The 16,018-nt window shown below is 41.9% G+C and carries 15 protein-coding genes and 1 riboswitch; of the genes, 14 read left to right on the top strand and 1 reads right to left on the bottom strand.

Translation table 11 applies throughout. The annotated features are described in order from the left end of the window. The first annotated feature begins 264 nt into the window (after positions 1 to 264). From JI665_RS09730 to JI665_RS09695, 8 genes are all read left to right on the top strand, one after another. Entirely contained in the window at positions 265 to 1,968 is a 1,704-nt protein-coding gene (locus JI665_RS09730) for a long-chain-fatty-acid--CoA ligase (RefSeq protein ID WP_206839030.1), read from the top strand. A gap of 289 nt (positions 1,969 to 2,257) precedes the next feature. Beyond that, positions 2,258 to 2,842 (top strand): TetR/AcrR family transcriptional regulator, encoded by a 585-nt coding sequence (locus tag JI665_RS09725; protein WP_206839029.1) that lies wholly within the window; start codon positions 2,258 to 2,260, stop codon positions 2,840 to 2,842. Between the two features lie 41 nt (positions 2,843 to 2,883). Next, positions 2,884 to 3,657 carry an enoyl-CoA hydratase gene (locus JI665_RS09720; RefSeq protein ID WP_206839028.1) on the top strand — a complete coding sequence of 258 codons (774 nt, stop codon included), beginning with the start codon at positions 2,884 to 2,886 and terminating at the stop codon, positions 3,655 to 3,657. Positions 3,658 to 4,203: 546 nt separating this feature from the next. Beyond that, complete coding sequence (locus tag JI665_RS09715; RefSeq protein ID WP_206839026.1) at positions 4,204 to 4,977, top strand: electron transfer flavoprotein subunit beta/FixA family protein; 774 nt, start codon at positions 4,204 to 4,206, stop codon at positions 4,975 to 4,977. Positions 4,978 to 5,017: 40 nt separating this feature from the next. Beyond that, positions 5,018 to 5,995 (top strand): electron transfer flavoprotein subunit alpha/FixB family protein, encoded by a 978-nt coding sequence (locus tag JI665_RS09710; RefSeq protein WP_206839025.1) that lies wholly within the window; start codon positions 5,018 to 5,020, stop codon positions 5,993 to 5,995. A 178-nt stretch (positions 5,996 to 6,173) separates the two neighbouring features. Further along, positions 6,174 to 6,488 (top strand): thioredoxin, encoded by a 315-nt coding sequence (trxA, locus tag JI665_RS09705; protein WP_206839024.1) that lies wholly within the window; start codon positions 6,174 to 6,176, stop codon positions 6,486 to 6,488. A gap of 261 nt (positions 6,489 to 6,749) precedes the next feature. Beyond that, positions 6,750 to 8,543, top strand: coding sequence for an excinuclease ABC subunit UvrC (gene uvrC / locus JI665_RS09700; protein WP_206839023.1), 1,794 nt, complete (start codon positions 6,750 to 6,752; stop codon positions 8,541 to 8,543). A 128-nt stretch (positions 8,544 to 8,671) separates the two neighbouring features. Next, positions 8,672 to 8,851, top strand: a riboswitch (Lysine riboswitch). A 188-nt stretch (positions 8,852 to 9,039) separates the two neighbouring features. Further along, positions 9,040 to 10,269, top strand: a complete 1,230-nt coding sequence (locus JI665_RS09695; RefSeq protein WP_206839022.1) for an aspartate kinase — start codon at positions 9,040 to 9,042, stop codon at positions 10,267 to 10,269. A gap of 61 nt (positions 10,270 to 10,330) precedes the next feature. On the opposite strand, the gene JI665_RS09690 is transcribed toward JI665_RS09695, so the two are convergent. Further along, complete coding sequence (locus JI665_RS09690) at positions 10,331 to 10,783, bottom strand: YslB family protein (RefSeq protein ID WP_206839021.1); 453 nt, start codon at positions 10,781 to 10,783, stop codon at positions 10,331 to 10,333. Positions 10,784 to 11,132: 349 nt separating this feature from the next. Here JI665_RS09690 and JI665_RS09685 point away from each other — a divergent pair, with 349 nt between their 5' ends. From JI665_RS09685 to JI665_RS09660, 6 genes are all read left to right on the top strand, one after another. Continuing rightward, positions 11,133 to 11,741 carry a succinate dehydrogenase cytochrome b558 subunit gene (locus JI665_RS09685; RefSeq protein WP_206839020.1) on the top strand — a complete coding sequence of 203 codons (609 nt, stop codon included), beginning with the start codon at positions 11,133 to 11,135 and terminating at the stop codon, positions 11,739 to 11,741. A gap of 140 nt (positions 11,742 to 11,881) precedes the next feature. Continuing rightward, complete coding sequence (sdhA, locus tag JI665_RS09680; protein WP_206839018.1) at positions 11,882 to 13,642, top strand: succinate dehydrogenase flavoprotein subunit; 1,761 nt, start codon at positions 11,882 to 11,884, stop codon at positions 13,640 to 13,642. Positions 13,643 to 13,645: 3 nt separating this feature from the next. Beyond that, entirely contained in the window at positions 13,646 to 14,413 is a 768-nt protein-coding gene (gene sdhB, locus JI665_RS09675; protein ID WP_206839017.1) for a succinate dehydrogenase iron-sulfur subunit, read from the top strand. 142 nt (positions 14,414 to 14,555) lie between these two features. Further along, positions 14,556 to 15,020: an acyl-CoA thioesterase gene (locus JI665_RS09670; protein WP_206839015.1), complete on the top strand. Its 465-nt coding sequence runs from the start codon at positions 14,556 to 14,558 to the stop codon at positions 15,018 to 15,020. A gap of 146 nt (positions 15,021 to 15,166) precedes the next feature. Further along, positions 15,167 to 15,391: a helix-turn-helix domain-containing protein gene (locus JI665_RS09665; protein ID WP_009333184.1), complete on the top strand. Its 225-nt coding sequence runs from the start codon at positions 15,167 to 15,169 to the stop codon at positions 15,389 to 15,391. A gap of 160 nt (positions 15,392 to 15,551) precedes the next feature. Beyond that, positions 15,552 to 16,010 carry a MarR family winged helix-turn-helix transcriptional regulator gene (locus JI665_RS09660; RefSeq protein WP_206839014.1) on the top strand — a complete coding sequence of 153 codons (459 nt, stop codon included), beginning with the start codon at positions 15,552 to 15,554 and terminating at the stop codon, positions 16,008 to 16,010. Positions 16,011 to 16,018 lie beyond the last annotated feature (8 nt).

The following is a 16,018-nucleotide window of genomic DNA, read 5'->3' as shown; positions in this document are numbered from 1 at the left end:
AAGCAGCCTACCCCCTCGAGGTCACAAGCTTGTCTAGTTGCGGCTCATAGGGACTCGGGATCATAAGCCGTTTCCTTTCAGAAGGAAAAACGCCTTCTTACAGGAACCGTCTTATGCCTGTCGCCCCTGGGCAGTCGCCTTAACATTTCGGGCAATCCTCCCAAAAGGCAAAGAACGCCTTTCCGGGAGGCTCGTCTTGTGCTTGTCGGGGGTGGGCAAGGCGCTTGCGCTTTTCTGATGGGCATGAAACAAAGGAGGGACAAAATGGCAGAAGCGAAACCATGGCTTAAGCAATATCCGGCAGAAATCCCCTCAACCTTGTCATATCCCAAACAGCCGGTACAGGATTATTTGAAAAATGCTGCAGAAGAATTTCCAGAGAAAATAGCCATCCACTTTATGGGAAAGGAAGTCACATATAAATATATATATGACTCTTCCCTGAAGCTAGCTGCATATTTGCAGAAGCTTGGAATTGAAAAGGGAGACCGCGTGGCGATTATGCTTCCGAATACTCCGCAGTCTGTTATCAGCTATTATGGAATTCTGATGGCTGGCGGGGTTGTTGTCCAGACAAACCCGCTGTATATGGAAAGGGAATTGGAATATCAAATGAAAGACTCAGGAGCAAAAGCAATCATTACAATGGATATCTTATTTCCGAGAGTGAGCAAAGTGATGCCGCAGACAGAATTGAAGCATATAATTGTAACCGCTATCAAAGATGCTCTTCCATTCCCTAAAAATCTAATATATCCTTTTATCCAGAAAAAACAGTATGGCATTGTCGTAAATGTAAAACATGAAGGGCATAACCATTTGCTGACGGAGATTTTAAAAAGGCCGGCGGAACCTCTGAAAATCCATGACTTCGATTTTGAAGAAGACTTGGCATTACTGCAATACACAGGCGGTACAACCGGTTTTCCAAAGGGCGTCATGCTTTCGCACAGCAATCTGGTATCCAATACAGCCATGTGTAAAGCCTGGCTTTATAAGTGCAGGCGCGGCGAAGAAACAGTGCTGGGCATACTTCCTTTCTTTCACGTGTATGGAATGACAACAGTTATGATCTTATCTGTTATGGATGCTCACAAAATGGTCCTCCTTCCGAAATTTGATCCGGAAACGACCCTGAAAACTATTCATAAAGAGAGGCCGACTTTATTCCCTGGTGCCCCAACTATTTATATTGGAATATTGAACCATCCTGATATTAAAAAATATGATTTATCTTCCATAGACTCCTGCATCAGCGGATCTGCTGCCCTGCCCGTTGAAGTCCAGCAGAAATTTGAAGAAATAACAGGGGGAAAGCTTGTCGAGGGCTATGGTTTGACGGAATCTTCACCTGTTACACATGCGAATTTCTTATGGGACCGCCCCCGGGTCAAAGGCAGTATAGGTGTCCCCTGGCCTGATACAGATGCTGCCATTTTTTCACTGGAAACGGGAGAAGGGCTTCCGGCAGGAGAAGTTGGTGAAATTGCAGTTAAAGGTCCTCAGGTAATGAAAGGCTATTGGAACCGCCCGGAAGAAACAGCACAGACCTTAAGGGATGGCTGGCTGCTGACAGGTGACCTTGGCTATATGGATGAGAATGGATACTTCTATGTAGTGGACAGGAAGAAAGATATGATTATTGCAGGGGGATTCAATATTTATCCGCGTGAAATAGAAGAAGTGCTATACGAGCATCCAGCCGTGCAGGAAGTGGTTGCTGCAGGTATACCTGACCCATATCGCGGAGAAACAGTAAAAGCATATATTGTGCTGAAAGAGGGCAAAGAAGCAACGGAAGAAGAACTGAATCTGTTTGCAAGAAAGCATCTTGCAGCATATAAGGTTCCAAGGTTATATGAATTCCGCAAGGAGCTTCCTAAGACAGCTGTTGGAAAAATTCTGAGAAGGGCATTAGTAGATGAAGAAAAAAAGAAATTAAAAGAAGAAGAGGAAAAGCGGGCTTAACTTCAGAGACCGATTTTCGATCGGCTCTTTATTTTTGAGCCAATAAGCTTGTCCAGGCATTTAAGAAATGTAATAATAAATTATATTTCCAGGGATAATTTCTTGACACAAATGAATTGTCCTACTATTATAAAAATATGAATGATTATTCATTCATTTTAGACCGATGTTTAAATTCAAAAAATAAACTAAGTTGGTTGGCAAATCCTGGCATAAGGAATGGTATTACTCCATTCCTTATGCTCGATAAAAATCAATACACCTGTTTATTCTGAAAGGAGGGAACAGCTTGAAAAAAACAAAGCCTAAATACCGGCAAATTATTGATGCAGCTGTAGTTGTGATTGCTGAAAATGGCTATCACCAGGCACAGGTATCAAAAATTGCCAAACAGGCTGGTGTCGCTGATGGCACCATATACTTATATTTTAAGAACAAAGAAGATATATTAATATCCCTCTTTCAGGATAAAATGGGCTACTTTGTTGAGAAAATTGAAGAAAAAATTGCAGGAAAAGAGAAAGCTGCAGAGAAACTATTAATGATGGTAGAATCACACTTTAGAATGCTCTCAGAAGACAGGCACCTGGCAATTGTAACCCAGCTCGAATTGAGGCAGTCCAATAAAGACCTTCGCCATAAAATTAATGAGGTGCTCAAAGGATACCTTGCTTTAGTGGAAAGGATTCTTGCTGATGGCAGGGAAAGCGGTGAATTTCCAGCTGACCTTGACATTAGGCTGGCGCGCCAGATGATTTTTGGCACCATGGATGAAACAGTGACCACATGGGTAATGAATGAGCAAAAATATGATCTTATTGCATTGGCGAAGCCTGTTCATAAACTTTTGATCGGCGGGTGCGGAAAACTTTGAGGCAGATAAAGTGCTCCATAAATATAGTCAGGAGGGATAAGATGGAATATCTAAAATGGTCCCATCAGGACTTCGTGGCGACGATTACTATTGAACGTCCGCCTGCGAATGCTCTTTCATCAGGTCTATTGAGAGAGCTTTCAGCTGTCCTGGATGAAGTTGAAGATAATGAAGAAATCAGGGTAATCCTTATTCATGGGGAAGGCAGATTCTTCTCAGCAGGTGCTGATATTAAAGAATTTACAACCATAGAAAGCGGAGAAGATTTTTCAAGCTTGGCGACCTATGGACAGGATCTCTTTGAAAGAATGGAAAAATTCCCTAAGCCAATTATAGCAGCGATTCATGGAGCAGCGTTGGGCGGCGGCCTGGAGCTCGCCATGGGCTGTCATTTCCGTCTCGTAGCTGAAAACGCAAAGCTGGGTCTACCAGAGCTTCAGCTTGGTTTAATTCCTGGTTTTGCCGGAACTCAGCGGCTTCCCCGCTATGTCGGTGCTGCGCGTGCAGCAGAAATGCTTTTTACAAGTGACCCGATTACCGGGCTTGAGGCAGTGCAATATGGCCTGGCTAACCATGCCTATCCTGAGGATCAGCTTTTGGACAACGCTTATAATATGGCAAAGAAGATTGCCAAGAAGAGTCCTGGCTCGATTAAGGCGGCCATTGAGCTCTTAAACTACGGAAAGACAGGGCAATTCTACGAAGGTGTTAAAAAAGAAGCAGAATTGTTTGGAGAAGTATTTGTTTCCGAAGATGGCAAGGAAGGCATCTCTGCGTTTATTGAAAAACGTGAACCAAGCTTTACCGGAAAATAGTGTTTTAAAAGATTTGTGCTGAATGATTACATTCATCCTCATAATCTATTATAATAGTCTTGTATGCGGATGATTTAATCTTCAGAAGATTCCTTGGTTAAGTTATGGTCTGTGAGCGAGCGCCCGCTCAATTTCAAAGGTTGTTTACGTATAGTTTGTTGTTTTTCTATTCTAATTCGCTGAGTTGATTGGAGCGGAAGGGACTTGATCCTCGAAAATGCTGACGCGTTTCCTTCGTGCGGTACCCATTCGAGGAAGCATATTCAATGTCCTGCGGGAGGAGAGGAAAGTGGGAGACCCCATAGGTGAAGCCGAGGAGGCTCGCATTCCTCCCCGAGGAAAGCAAGTGCCTGAAGCGGAAATCAACGGACTGTATTTATAGTAACAATAATAATCTATGAGAAAAGAGATATTTCAAAAAAGAGTGGCGTTCCAAGCAGATTAGCCTTTCTGTATGCATTAAATATTTTCAATCTTTCGAAGTGAAGAAATGTTTTAATTAATGGCTTTGTTTTATGACAATGCTTAATTACTAGGAGGGAAATCATGAACATCTACGTATTAATGAAGAGAACATTTGATACTGAAGAAAAAATTACAATCTCAGGCGGCAAAATCAATGAAGATGGCGCTGAGTTTATCATTAATCCATATGATGAATATGCAATTGAAGAAGCAATCCAGGTTCGTGATGCGAATGGCGGAGAAGTGACAGTTGTTTCTGTGGGAACAGAAGAAGCTGAAAAGCAGCTCCGTACCGCTCTTGCGATGGGTGCCGATAAAGCTGTATTAATAAATACTGAAGATGACCTTGAAGATGGGGACCAGTACACGACTGCAAAAATCTTATCTGAATACTTGAAAGACAAAGATGCTGACTTAGTCATTGCAGGAAATGTAGCAATTGATGGGGGTTCGGGACAGGTTGGACCTCGTGTAGCAGAAATTTTGGGCATTTCTTATGTAACAACTATTACAAAGCTTGATATCAATGGAAGCTCTGCGACAGTAGTGCGCGATGTTGAAGGGGATTCAGAAGTAATTGAGACATCACTTCCATTATTGGTCACTGCCCAGCAGGGTTTAAATGAGCCGCGCTATCCGTCCTTGCCGGGAATTATGAAGGCAAAAAAGAAGCCTCTTGATGAGCTTGAGCTTGACGATCTTGATCTTGATGAGGACGATGTTGAAGCCAAAACAAAAACAATTGAAATCTATTTGCCGCCTAAGAAGGAAGCAGGAAAAGTTCTTGAAGGCGAGCTGGGAGATCAAGTTAAGGAACTTGTGAAACTTCTTCATACTGAAGCCAAAGTTGTCTGATCATCAATAACTGATAATAATAACGCAGGGGGTAAAACATATGGCTAGAAAAGTATTAGTATTAGGTGAAGTCCGTGACGGTTCATTGCGTAATGTATCCTTCGAAGCTGTTGCAGCTGCTAAAACTGCGTCAGAAGGCGGAGAAGTTGTAGGTGTTTTAATTGGTAATTCTGTAAGCGCTTTAGCTGATGAAATGATTCACTATGGTGCTGACCGTGTTGTAACTGTTGAAGATGAAAAGCTGAAGCAATATACTCCTGACGGCTTTTCACAGGCATTAATGGCAGTGATTGATTCCGAAAGTCCGGAAGGTCTGATTTTTGGACACACAGCATTAGGGAAAGATTTAGCTCCTAAAATTGCTGCCAAGCTGGAGTCAGGTTTAATCTCTGACGTAACGAGCCTGGAGGAGGCAGGCGGCAACCTGGTGTTCACACGCCCGATTTATTCTGGCAAAGCATTTGAAAAGAAAATTGTTACAGATGGCCTTCTCTTTGCGACAATTCGTCCAAACAATATAACTCCATTGGAAAAAGATGAATCAAGATCAGGAGATGCTGCTTCTGTTGCAGCAGAAATCAAAGATCTTCGCACAATCATTAAGGAAGTTGTCCGCAAAGCCAGTGAAGGCGTTGATTTATCCGAAGCTAAGGTTATCATTGCCGGCGGACGCGGTGTTAAGAGCGAGGAAGGCTTTGAACCATTAAAAGAGCTTGCATCTGTTCTTAATGGAGCAGTGGGTGCATCACGCGGAGCATGTGATGCTGATTATTGCGACTACTCGCTGCAAATTGGACAAACCGGTAAGGTTGTAACCCCTGATCTATATATTGCATGCGGTATCTCAGGAGCTATTCAGCATTTAGCTGGGATGTCCAACTCAAAAGTAATCGTAGCCATTAACAAAGATCCGGAAGCCAATATCTTTAAAGTAGCTGATTACGGTATTGTTGGAGATCTATTTGAGGTTGTACCACTGTTAACAGAAGAATTCAAAAAGCTTAAAGTAAACGCATAAGATAGTATAACTAATGGGCGGCTGATGGCCGCCCATTATACATAGTGCCAATAGTAAAAGAAAGAGAATAATCTGCTCCAAATAGGGTAAATTACGATCGAGCAGATTGTTCGCAACATATAAAAAACGATGATATACTGTCGTTAGTATTTGAGTTGAATTTTAGGAGGCATATCAAATGGCTATTACACACGCAACTGACCAAAACTTTACTGCTGAGACTGGTTCGGGATTAGTACTGGCAGATTTCTGGGCTCCTTGGTGCGGCCCTTGTAAAATGATCGCTCCTGTTTTAGAAGAGCTTGATTCTGAAATGGGCGATAAAGTGAAAATTGTAAAAATCGATGTTGACGAAAACCAGGAAACTGCTGGCAAGTTTGGCGTAATGAGCATTCCGACATTAATCGTTTTAAAAGACGGTGAAGTTGTAGATAAAGTGGTTGGTTTCCAGCCAAAAGAAGCTCTTGCCGAATTACTTTCAAAACATGCTTAACCTATAAAGAATTTCCCGGTGTCCCCAGGAGGACATCGGGATTTTTTTTGTCATATGGGTTTTGTTGTTATGCTGCAGGTTTCCAGGCTGATATAATAAGATGGTAATAATGTGCCAACAGCGTTTTAGAGGCTAAATAATATTGGTTTGCTTCCAGTGCAAACTATGTTTTATTACTAGCTTGCACCCGAAAATGATTATGCCAAATAATGAATGTATTGAACTTCGATAAAAAAGTTTTAACCGGGGAGGTGAAGTGCCATGAATGATACGATTAAAAATAAACTGATGCTGCTTCCTGCCCAGCCGGGCTGTTATTTAATGAAAGACAGGCAGGGAACCATTATATATGTGGGAAAAGCAAAAATCCTGAAAAACCGTGTAAGATCCTATTTTACAGGGTCACATGACGGAAAAACATTAAGACTTGTTAATGAGATCGCAGATTTTGAGTACATTGTCACTTCTTCAGATATGGAAGCATTGATCCTTGAGATGAATCTGATCAAGAAATATGATCCAAAATATAATGTAATGCTGAAGGACGATAAAAGTTATCCTTTTATCAAATTGACGGCCGAACGCCATCCCCGTCTGATTACAACCAGAAAAGTAAAGAAAGACAGAGGAAAATACTTCGGACCTTATCCCAATGTGCAGGCTGCCAATGAAACCAAAAAGCTGCTCGACCGAATTTATCCTCTCCGTAAATGTTCAACTCTTCCGGACAGAGTTTGCCTTTATTACCATTTAGGCCAATGTCTTGCGCCATGTGTGAAGGCTGTAAGCGAAGACCAATATAAGCAAATGACAGATGAGATTGCAAAGTTCTTAAATGGCGGATACAAAGAGATTAAAAAAGACCTGACTGCAAAAATGACAGCAGCTGCTGAAGAATTAGACTTTGAAAGGGCGAAGGAACTAAGAGATAAAATTGCCCATATAGATGCAACGATGGAAAAGCAAAAAATGACAATGACAGACTTTACCGACCGGGATGTATTTGGATACGCGGTTGATAAAGGATGGATGTGTGTTCAGGTATTCTTCATCAGACAGGGGAAACTCATTGAACGGGATGTATCAATGTTCCCTATATATAATGAGCCGGAAGAAGAAATCCTAACTTTTCTCGGCCAGTTTTATACCAAAGCAAACCACTTTAAACCGCGTGAAATATTGGCACCGGATTCGGTTGATGCTGTAATGGCAGAACAGCTTCTGGATGTTAAAGTGCTAAAACCGCAGCGCGGGCAAAAAAAGGACCTGGTGAAGCTTGCTTATAAAAATGCAAAAATTGCTCTCCAGGAAAAGTTTTCTTTAATTGAGCGTGATGAAGAACGGACAATTAAAGCTGTAGAAAATCTGGGGGATCAGCTTGGAATTTATACTCCTCACCGGATAGAGGCATTTGATAATTCGAATATCCAGGGAACTGACCCTGTTTCAGCCATGATCGTCTTTATTGATGGCAAACCAGAGAAAAGAGAGTACCGTAAATACAAAATTAAATCCGTTAAAGGCCCTGATGACTATGAATCCATGAGAGAAGTAGTCCGGCGCAGATATACAAGGGTGCTGAAAGAAGAGCTGCCGCTTCCGGACTTAATTATGATTGATGGGGGAAAAGGGCATGTTGAAGCTGTACGGGATGTGCTTGAAAATGAGCTCGGTCTGGATATTCCGATTTCTGGCCTGGTAAAGGATGAAAAGCACAGGACTTCACAGCTGTTATATGGTAATCCGCTTCAAATTATTCCGCTTGCAAGGAACAGCCAGGAATTTTATCTGCTGCAGAGAATTCAGGACGAGGTTCATCGCTTTGCGATTACTTTTCATCGTCAGCTTCGCGGAAAAAGTGCCTTTCAGTCTATTCTTGATGAAATTTCCGGCATAGGCGAAAAGCGAAAAAAACAGCTGCTAAAAACCTTTGGATCTGTAAAGAAAATGAAAGAGGCACCAATCGAGGAGTTTAGAAAAATAGGCATTCCTGCGAATGTCGCTGAGGAATTAAAACAGAGGCTTGAGGAACAAAATGGAAATACCAAGTCATAAAATGGATATAGACAGAAAAATTCAGACATGTTATACTAATTGAAACTTTATATCAATATCACTTTATAGCGATAAAGCGTATGTTCATAATAGTTCATTAAGTTTCTGAGCTGTGAACAGAATCGTTAAGTGAAGGTAGAGGTGCGAACTTCATCAGTAAAAGCTTGGAGAAGAATGGGCTTCCATGAAAAGCTTTGAAAGGGTATGTTCGCCGAAGTGGAGAAAATCTCATCATTTTTTCTGCTGGTTCTGCATTGAACAAATGCAGGATTGTCAGGACAGTGCCGTCCTGGAGAGCTATCTCACTGTGTTTGCTCATTTTTATACTTTGGCTGCACAGCAATGGGATAGTAAACTATTCCATTGCTTTTTTTATTGCCCAAAAGGGTAATTTAGAGTTATAGCCATTGTTAAATACAGCAGAGTGAAATGTCATGCTTCACTTACATAGGACGGCAAATCATATTTAAAAGATCTTTAGAAAGAAGGGAAAGCTGTGGGAATCATTGTGCAGAAATTCGGAGGCACCTCCGTGGGGACTGTAGACAGAATTCAAAATGTCGCCAATCGGGTAATTGAAGAAAAGAGTCGGGGAAATGATGTTGTTGTGGTTGTTTCGGCAATGGGGAAAACGACTGATCAGCTGGTTGGAATGGCAAGGGAGATTTCCCCTTCACCTGATAAAAGGGAAATGGACATGCTGCTAACAACCGGCGAACAGGTGACCATCTCTTTATTGGCGATGGCTTTAAATGCGAAAGGGCATCCCTCTGTTTCTTTTACAGGGTGGCAGGCTGGTATTAAGACAGAAGCAGTCCATGGCAATGCGAGGATAGTGAATATTGATCCAGCTACCATTAAGGGTCAATTAAACCAAGGGAAAATTGTGATTGTGGCAGGCTTCCAGGGGATGACTGAAGATGGTTCCATCACTACACTTGGCCGGGGCGGTTCTGATACAACGGCTGTTGCACTGGCTGCAGCACTTAAAGCAGATAAATGTGATATTTATACTGATGTAACCGGGGTATTTACATCTGATCCCCGCTTTATAAAGAATGCGAGAAAATTATATTCTGTTTCCTACGATGAAATGCTTGAACTGGCCAACTTGGGGGCTGGTGTGCTCCATCCAAGAGCAGTCGAATTTGCTAAAAATTATGGACTTCCCCTTGAAGTGCGTTCGAGCCTTGAGAAGGAAGCCGGAACAATCATTGAGGAGGAAGTAAAAATGGAACAAAACTTAGTCGTGCGCGGTGTGGCTTTCGAGGATGATATAACAAGGGTGACGATTCTTGGTCTTCCTAATTCACTGACTGGATTGTCTACTATTTTCTCGGCGCTTGCCAAAAATCACATTAATGTTGATATCATTATACAGAGCATGACAGAAGCTCAGACGACAAACCTTTCATTTTCAATAAAGAATGAAGATCTCACAGATACAGTAAAAGTGCTTGAAAAGCATAGAGAACAATTAAATTATGACCGAATTGAATGGGAATCCGGCCTTGCCAAGGTTTCGATTGTTGGCTCAGGCATGATTTCCAATCCGGGTGTGGCTGCAGAAATGTTTGAAGTGCTTTCCGCAAATGAAATTACGGTGAAAATGGTAAGCACGTCAGAAATTAAAGTCTCGGCTGTTGTTGAAAACAGCAAAATGATTGATGCCGTGGATGCTTTGCATGATGCATTCAAGCTGTCAGTTTCTCCGGTTAAGGCTTAATTCCAGGAATATCAAACAATAAGCTATCAAAATTGATAGCTTATTGTTAGTACATATGATATTACTCAGCAGGATCTTTTTTATCCCACTTCACTGTAATAAGGATTTTGCCAGTTTTTTTACGGGGATGTTCGAATGCCTCACAAATGACTTCTTTTTGAAGTTCAATCTGCTGTGCTATAAAACCGGCCTCAAGCTGAAAGGCGCAGTTTTTGTTCTTTTTGCAGCGGTCTGCAATCAGCTGGCTTGATAATTCCATTTCAATTTCATGTTTCGATTCGTTTGCGATGGAAAGGTTTCCCCAGCCGGCGTTTGTAAAAAACTCGGCAATCTGGCCGGCTGTCTCAAGAGGATACATGCGTGCGATCCTTTTGCCGGCCCAATATAAAATTTCGGGTGCTTCATTTCCCAAAAGGTCATGCAGCAGCACTTCCCGGATTAGTTCATAGCCAAATACCGGAACTGTCTGTATGTGATCTTCATTAGTGGATTTCGCAGGTGCTAATTCGCTCAATAGTCTCCCCTCTTTCTATGATTCTATTATATACAATATGCTGAGGGAGTTAATATCAATTCAGGAAAAAATAGAACGATTTGCATAGAAATAATTACTATTTCAGTATACTGGAGACCAGTAACTAGGTCATATTGAACCGCAGAATAAAATATGATTTTTAGCCGTTAATATTTTTTAAAAATTTTATTTATATGGAACATTTTATGTATCCGTTTTCTTGACGCTCTATTATCTTGGGAGTAAAATGGACATGTCACATAATTGTAAGAAAATGAATAACATTTTCGAGATGATGTCCTGAGCGGGGGCTCAGCATCATTTTTTTAAAATCAGGGGGGGAAAGTTTATGGCAGGTAATCGTGAGTTTTTTAATCGCAGATTGCATTCATTACTTGGTGTTATACCGGTTGGTTTGTTTTTGGTGCAGCACCTTGTAGTGAACCATTTTGCAACAGGGGGAGAGGAATCTTTTAATAATGCGGCGCATTTCATGGAAAGTCTTCCATTCAGAATATTCCTTGAAACGTTTGTAATCTATCTACCTTTGCTGTTCCACGCAATCTATGGCCTTTATATTGCTTTTACTGCGAAAAATAACGCAAGCAGGTATGGATACTTCCGTAACTGGATGTTTATGCTGCAGCGTGTTTCAGGTGTCATTACACTGGTTTTTGTTGCATGGCATGTTTGGGAAACACGTGTACAGGCTGCCTTTGGAGCAGAAGTTAACTTTCAGATGATGGAGAACATCTTATCTAATCCATTTATGTTCTGGTTCTATATTATTGGAGTCATTTCTGCAATTTTCCACTTTGCTAATGGGCTTTGGTCATTCTTTGTCAGCTGGGGAATTACAGTATCTCCTCGTTCACAGGTCATTTCCACGTATGTAACGATCGGAATTTTCATTGCACTATCTATTGTTGGTGTACGTGCTCTTACAGCATTTATTTAAAAGACAATAAAAGACTATTAGACTTCGGTTTTATAACGTGCCAATAATATTGCAGTTTTGAGAAGCGGTCTGCTTTAAGCGCGATAGGCAGGCGCTCTGCGCTTTTCTTAGTTGTACTAGTAATTAGGGAGTGAGTCACTATGGGTAAAGGAAAGGTTATAGTTGTCGGCGGCGGATTAGCCGGTTTAATGGCGACAATTAAAGTTGCAGAATCCGGGACTCCGGTTGAATTATTTTCATTAGTGCCGGTTAAACGTTCTCACTCTGTTTGTGCCCAGGGCGGCATCAACGGAGCAGTAAATACAAAGGGGGAAGGCGATTCTCCTTGGATTCATTTTGACGATACTATTTATGGCGGAGACTTCCTGGCGAACCAGCCGCCTGTTAAAGCGATGGCAGAGGCAGCACCAGGAATTATTCACTTATTTGACCGTATGGGTGTTATGTTCAATCGTACACCTGAGGGACTGCTGGATTTCCGCCGCTTTGGCGGAACACAGCATCACCGTACAGCATTCGCTGGTGCTACAACAGGTCAGCAGCTTCTTTACGCGATGGACGAGCAGGTCCGCCGCCATGAAGTGGCAGGGTTAGTAACAAAGTACGAAGGCTGGGAATTCCTAGGGGTGGTAATCGACGATGATGGATCATGTAAAGGCGTCGTTGCTCAGAACCTGACTTCTATGGAGATCAAGTCTTTTGCTGCTGACGCCGTTATTATGGCATCCGGCGGACCGGGAATTATCTTCGGGAAATCGACTAACTCTGTTATTAACACAGGCTCAGCGGCCTCGATTGTTTATCAGCAGGGTGCTTATTATGCAAATGGAGAATTTATTCAAATTCACCCAACCGCTATTCCGGGAGACGATAAGCTTCGTCTAATGAGTGAATCTGCTCGCGGTGAAGGCGGACGAGTCTGGACATATAAAGATGGCAAACCATGGTATTTCCTTGAGGAGAAATATCCTGCTTATGGAAATCTGGTGCCTCGTGATATTGCAACCCGTGAAATTTTTGACGTGTGTGTTAACCAGAAGCTTGGCATTAATGGGGAAAACATGGTCTATCTTGATCTTTCCCATAAAGATCCTAAAGAGCTTGATATTAAGCTTGGCGGAATTATTGAAATCTATGAAAAATTCCAGGGTGAAGACCCTCGTAAAGTGCCAATGAAAATCTTCCCTGCTGTCCACTATTCAATGGGCGGACTATGGGTTGACTATGATCAGATGACAAATATCCCTGGCTTATTTGCTGCAGGTGAATGTGATTATTCACAGCACGGTGCCAACCGTCTGGGTGCAAACTCCCTTCTATCAGCCATCTACGGTGGTATGGTAGCAGGTCCTAATGCTGTCAAATATATCAGCGGCCTGGATAAGACTGCTGAAGATCTGCCATCATCATTATTTGAGCGCCATGTAAAACAGGAAGAAGAAAAATGGAATAATATCATGTCTCTTGATGGCACAGAGAATGCATACGTTCTTCATAAAGAGCTTGGTGAATGGATGACAGACAATGTAACGGTTGTCCGCCACAATGACAGGCTTCTAAAAACAGATGAAAAAATTGTTGAACTTATGGAGCGCTATAAAAACATCAATATTAACGACACTGCGAAGTGGAGCAATCAGGGTGCAAGCTTTACGCGCCAGCTGCAGAATATGCTTCAATTGGCACGTGTTATTACAATTGGTGCTTACAACCGTAACGAAAGCCGCGGTGCACACTATAAGCCGGATTTCCCTGAGCGTAACGATGAGGAATTCATGAAAACAACAATGGCGAAGTTTGTTGATGCAAATTCCGCTCCTGCATTCCATTACGAAGACATTGATGTCAGCTTAATAAAACCGCGTAAGCGTGACTATTCCAAAAAGAAAGGGGAGAATTAATCCATGCAAGAAACAAAAACTAAAACAGTCCGTTTTGTAATCAGCCGCCAGGATACTCCTGATTCAGCCCCTTTTCAGGAAGAGTTTGAAATAGATTACCGTCCCAATATGAATGTTATTTCTGCTCTTATGGAAATTCGCCGTAATCCGGTCAACGTGAAGGGTGAACATACCACTCCAATCGCATGGGATATGAACTGCCTGGAAGAAGTCTGCGGTGCATGTTCAATGATTATTAATGGAAAGCCACGTCAGTCCTGTACGGCGCTTGTCGATCAGCTGGAACAGCCAATCCGTCTTGAGCCTATGCGCACGTTCCCGGTAGTCCGTGACCTGCAGGTCGACAGAAGCCGTATGTTTGACTCCTTGAAAAAGGTTAAAGCGTGGATTCCGATCGATGGCACTTATGATTTGGGACCAGGACCGCGTATGCCTGAGAGAAAGCGCCAATGGGCATATGAACTGTCAAAGTGCATGACATGCGGTGTTTGTCTGGAAGCATGCCCGAATGTAAACAGCAAATCTGATTTTATCGGGCCAGCTCCATTATCACAGGTTCGTTTGTTTAATGCTCACCCAACTGGTGAAATGAATAAAGCAGAACGCCTGGAGCAAATCATGGGTGATGGGGGACTAGCCAACTGCGGAAACTCTCAAAACTGCGTACAGTCCTGCCCGAAAGGCATTCCTTTAACAACATCCATTGCGGCACTTAACCGCGATACAACATTCCAGTCTTTCAAAAACTTCTTTGGAAGCGACCAGATCTAAACTTCTTAAACCCCCTTTCCTTTTTGGAGAGGGGTTTTTGCATTCAAAGCTGAATGGTTTTGGTGTTCAAATAATTCAAAAAACACTATAATGAAATATAACAGAGTGAGCGCTCATTCATAAATAGCCGGGAGGAACTGCCATGAAAAAATTGAGCTATATTGACAATTTTAAAAAATGGGAAGAAGAATTCATTTTCTTTCATCCAGTAAAAGTCAGATTTTCTGAAACAGATATGTTTGGACATTTGAACAATACCGTTCCATTCACATATTATGAAGAAGCAAGGATAGAATTTTTCAAAAGCAAAGGCTTTATGCAGGACTGGGTAAAACAAGATAATGAAACCATACCAGTCGTAGCAGACCTCCAATGCGATTTTATCTGCCAGGTTTTCTTTGATGAAGAGTTACAAATTTATGTAAAAGCTGCTTCGATAGGTAATTCTTCTGTTGACCTTCATTATATGGGCAAGAAATCAGACGGTTCAGTTTGCTTCACCGGCAGGGGCACGATGGTGCAGATATCAAAGGTGACAGGCAAGGGTGTGCCTTGGACCGCAGAAATGAAAGAAATGCTGAAAAGCGGGGTTAAAGTACGGGCCTAGCGGCACAATGGCACATTTTTGAAAATAACTTTCTCCTTTCACTAAATATAGTCACTTCGGCTGTTTTGCTGACATATGATATGGTGACTAAATATATACCCATCCCGCGGTTCATAGCTGGCGAAAGGCAAGGAGGGTTACAATACTTGAAGGAGAATGAATATACTCACAAGCCGTTACTCACCAAACGAGAAAGAGAAGTATTCGAATTGTTAGTACAAGATAAAACAACAAGGGAAATCGCTGGTGAATTGTTTATAAGTGAAAAAACGGTTCGGAACCACATTTCCAATGCCATGCAAAAGCTTGGTGTAAAGGGGCGATCACAAGCTGTTGTAGAGCTCCTTCGAATGGGAGAGCTAGAACTTTAATTTAGACCGGCTATCCTTCTGGGAAGCCGGTTATCACATTTATAAAGGGATTTTTTCATTAATTGGTTTTATTTCTGTCTTGAAATTTATACGGAAAAAGGTGAAAATAAATGCACAAGGGCAGAAAACATCGTAAAAGCTTAAATGGGAGTGTTTAAGAATGAAGCTTGAAGATCCTAAAACAAATGAAATAAATGATGTTGTAGCTGAAATTGAGAAAGACTTAAGATACATATCCGGCATTATCAAGCAGAAGGGAAGGGAAATTCTAAGTGATTTCACCATTACCCCTCCCCAGTTTGTTGCATTGCAATGGCTTTTTGAAGAAGGCGATATGACCATCGGTGAGCTGTCAAACAAAATGTATCTTGCATGCAGCACGACAACAGATCTTGTTGATCGAATGGAGAAAAACACCCTTGTGAAAAGGGTTAAAGATCCAAATGACCGAAGAGTGGTCAGAATCCACCTGCTTGAAGAAGGAGAACGGATTATTGAAGAAGTTATAAAAAAACGCCAGGATTATTTAAAAGAAGTTCTTAAAAATTCTTCACATAATGAGGTCTTGTTCTTAAAAGATAACTTAACGAAATTACACCATGATATGCGAGGAGAATGAGGCGGTAC

Source organism: Bacillus sp. NTK034, assembly GCF_017303275.1.
Lineage (GTDB): Bacteria > Bacillota > Bacilli > Bacillales > Cytobacillaceae > Cytobacillus.
The sequence above is the reverse complement of the archived record's forward strand: the minus strand, read 5'-3'. Positions and strand labels throughout refer to the sequence as shown.

Bases quoted from the DNA above. Each gene is read 5' to 3' on its own strand.
- JI665_RS09685 (WP_206839020.1), top strand. From the start codon at position 11,133: ATGGCAGGTAATCGTGAGTTTTTTAATCGCAGATTGCATTCATTACTT.
- sdhB (WP_206839017.1), top strand. From the start codon at position 13,646: ATGCAAGAAACAAAAACTAAAACAGTCCGTTTTGTAATCAGCCGCCAG.
- JI665_RS09715 (WP_206839026.1), top strand. From the start codon at position 4,204: ATGAACATCTACGTATTAATGAAGAGAACATTTGATACTGAAGAAAAA.
- uvrC (WP_206839023.1), top strand. From the start codon at position 6,750: ATGAATGATACGATTAAAAATAAACTGATGCTGCTTCCTGCCCAGCCG.
- JI665_RS09720 (WP_206839028.1), top strand. From the start codon at position 2,884: ATGGAATATCTAAAATGGTCCCATCAGGACTTCGTGGCGACGATTACT.
- sdhA (WP_206839018.1), top strand. From the start codon at position 11,882: ATGGGTAAAGGAAAGGTTATAGTTGTCGGCGGCGGATTAGCCGGTTTA.
- trxA (WP_206839024.1), top strand. From the start codon at position 6,174: ATGGCTATTACACACGCAACTGACCAAAACTTTACTGCTGAGACTGGT.
- JI665_RS09730 (WP_206839030.1), top strand. From the start codon at position 265: ATGGCAGAAGCGAAACCATGGCTTAAGCAATATCCGGCAGAAATCCCC.
- JI665_RS09710 (WP_206839025.1), top strand. From the start codon at position 5,018: ATGGCTAGAAAAGTATTAGTATTAGGTGAAGTCCGTGACGGTTCATTG.
- JI665_RS09660 (WP_206839014.1), top strand. From the start codon at position 15,552: ATGAAGCTTGAAGATCCTAAAACAAATGAAATAAATGATGTTGTAGCT.
- JI665_RS09670 (WP_206839015.1), top strand. From the start codon at position 14,556: ATGAAAAAATTGAGCTATATTGACAATTTTAAAAAATGGGAAGAAGAA.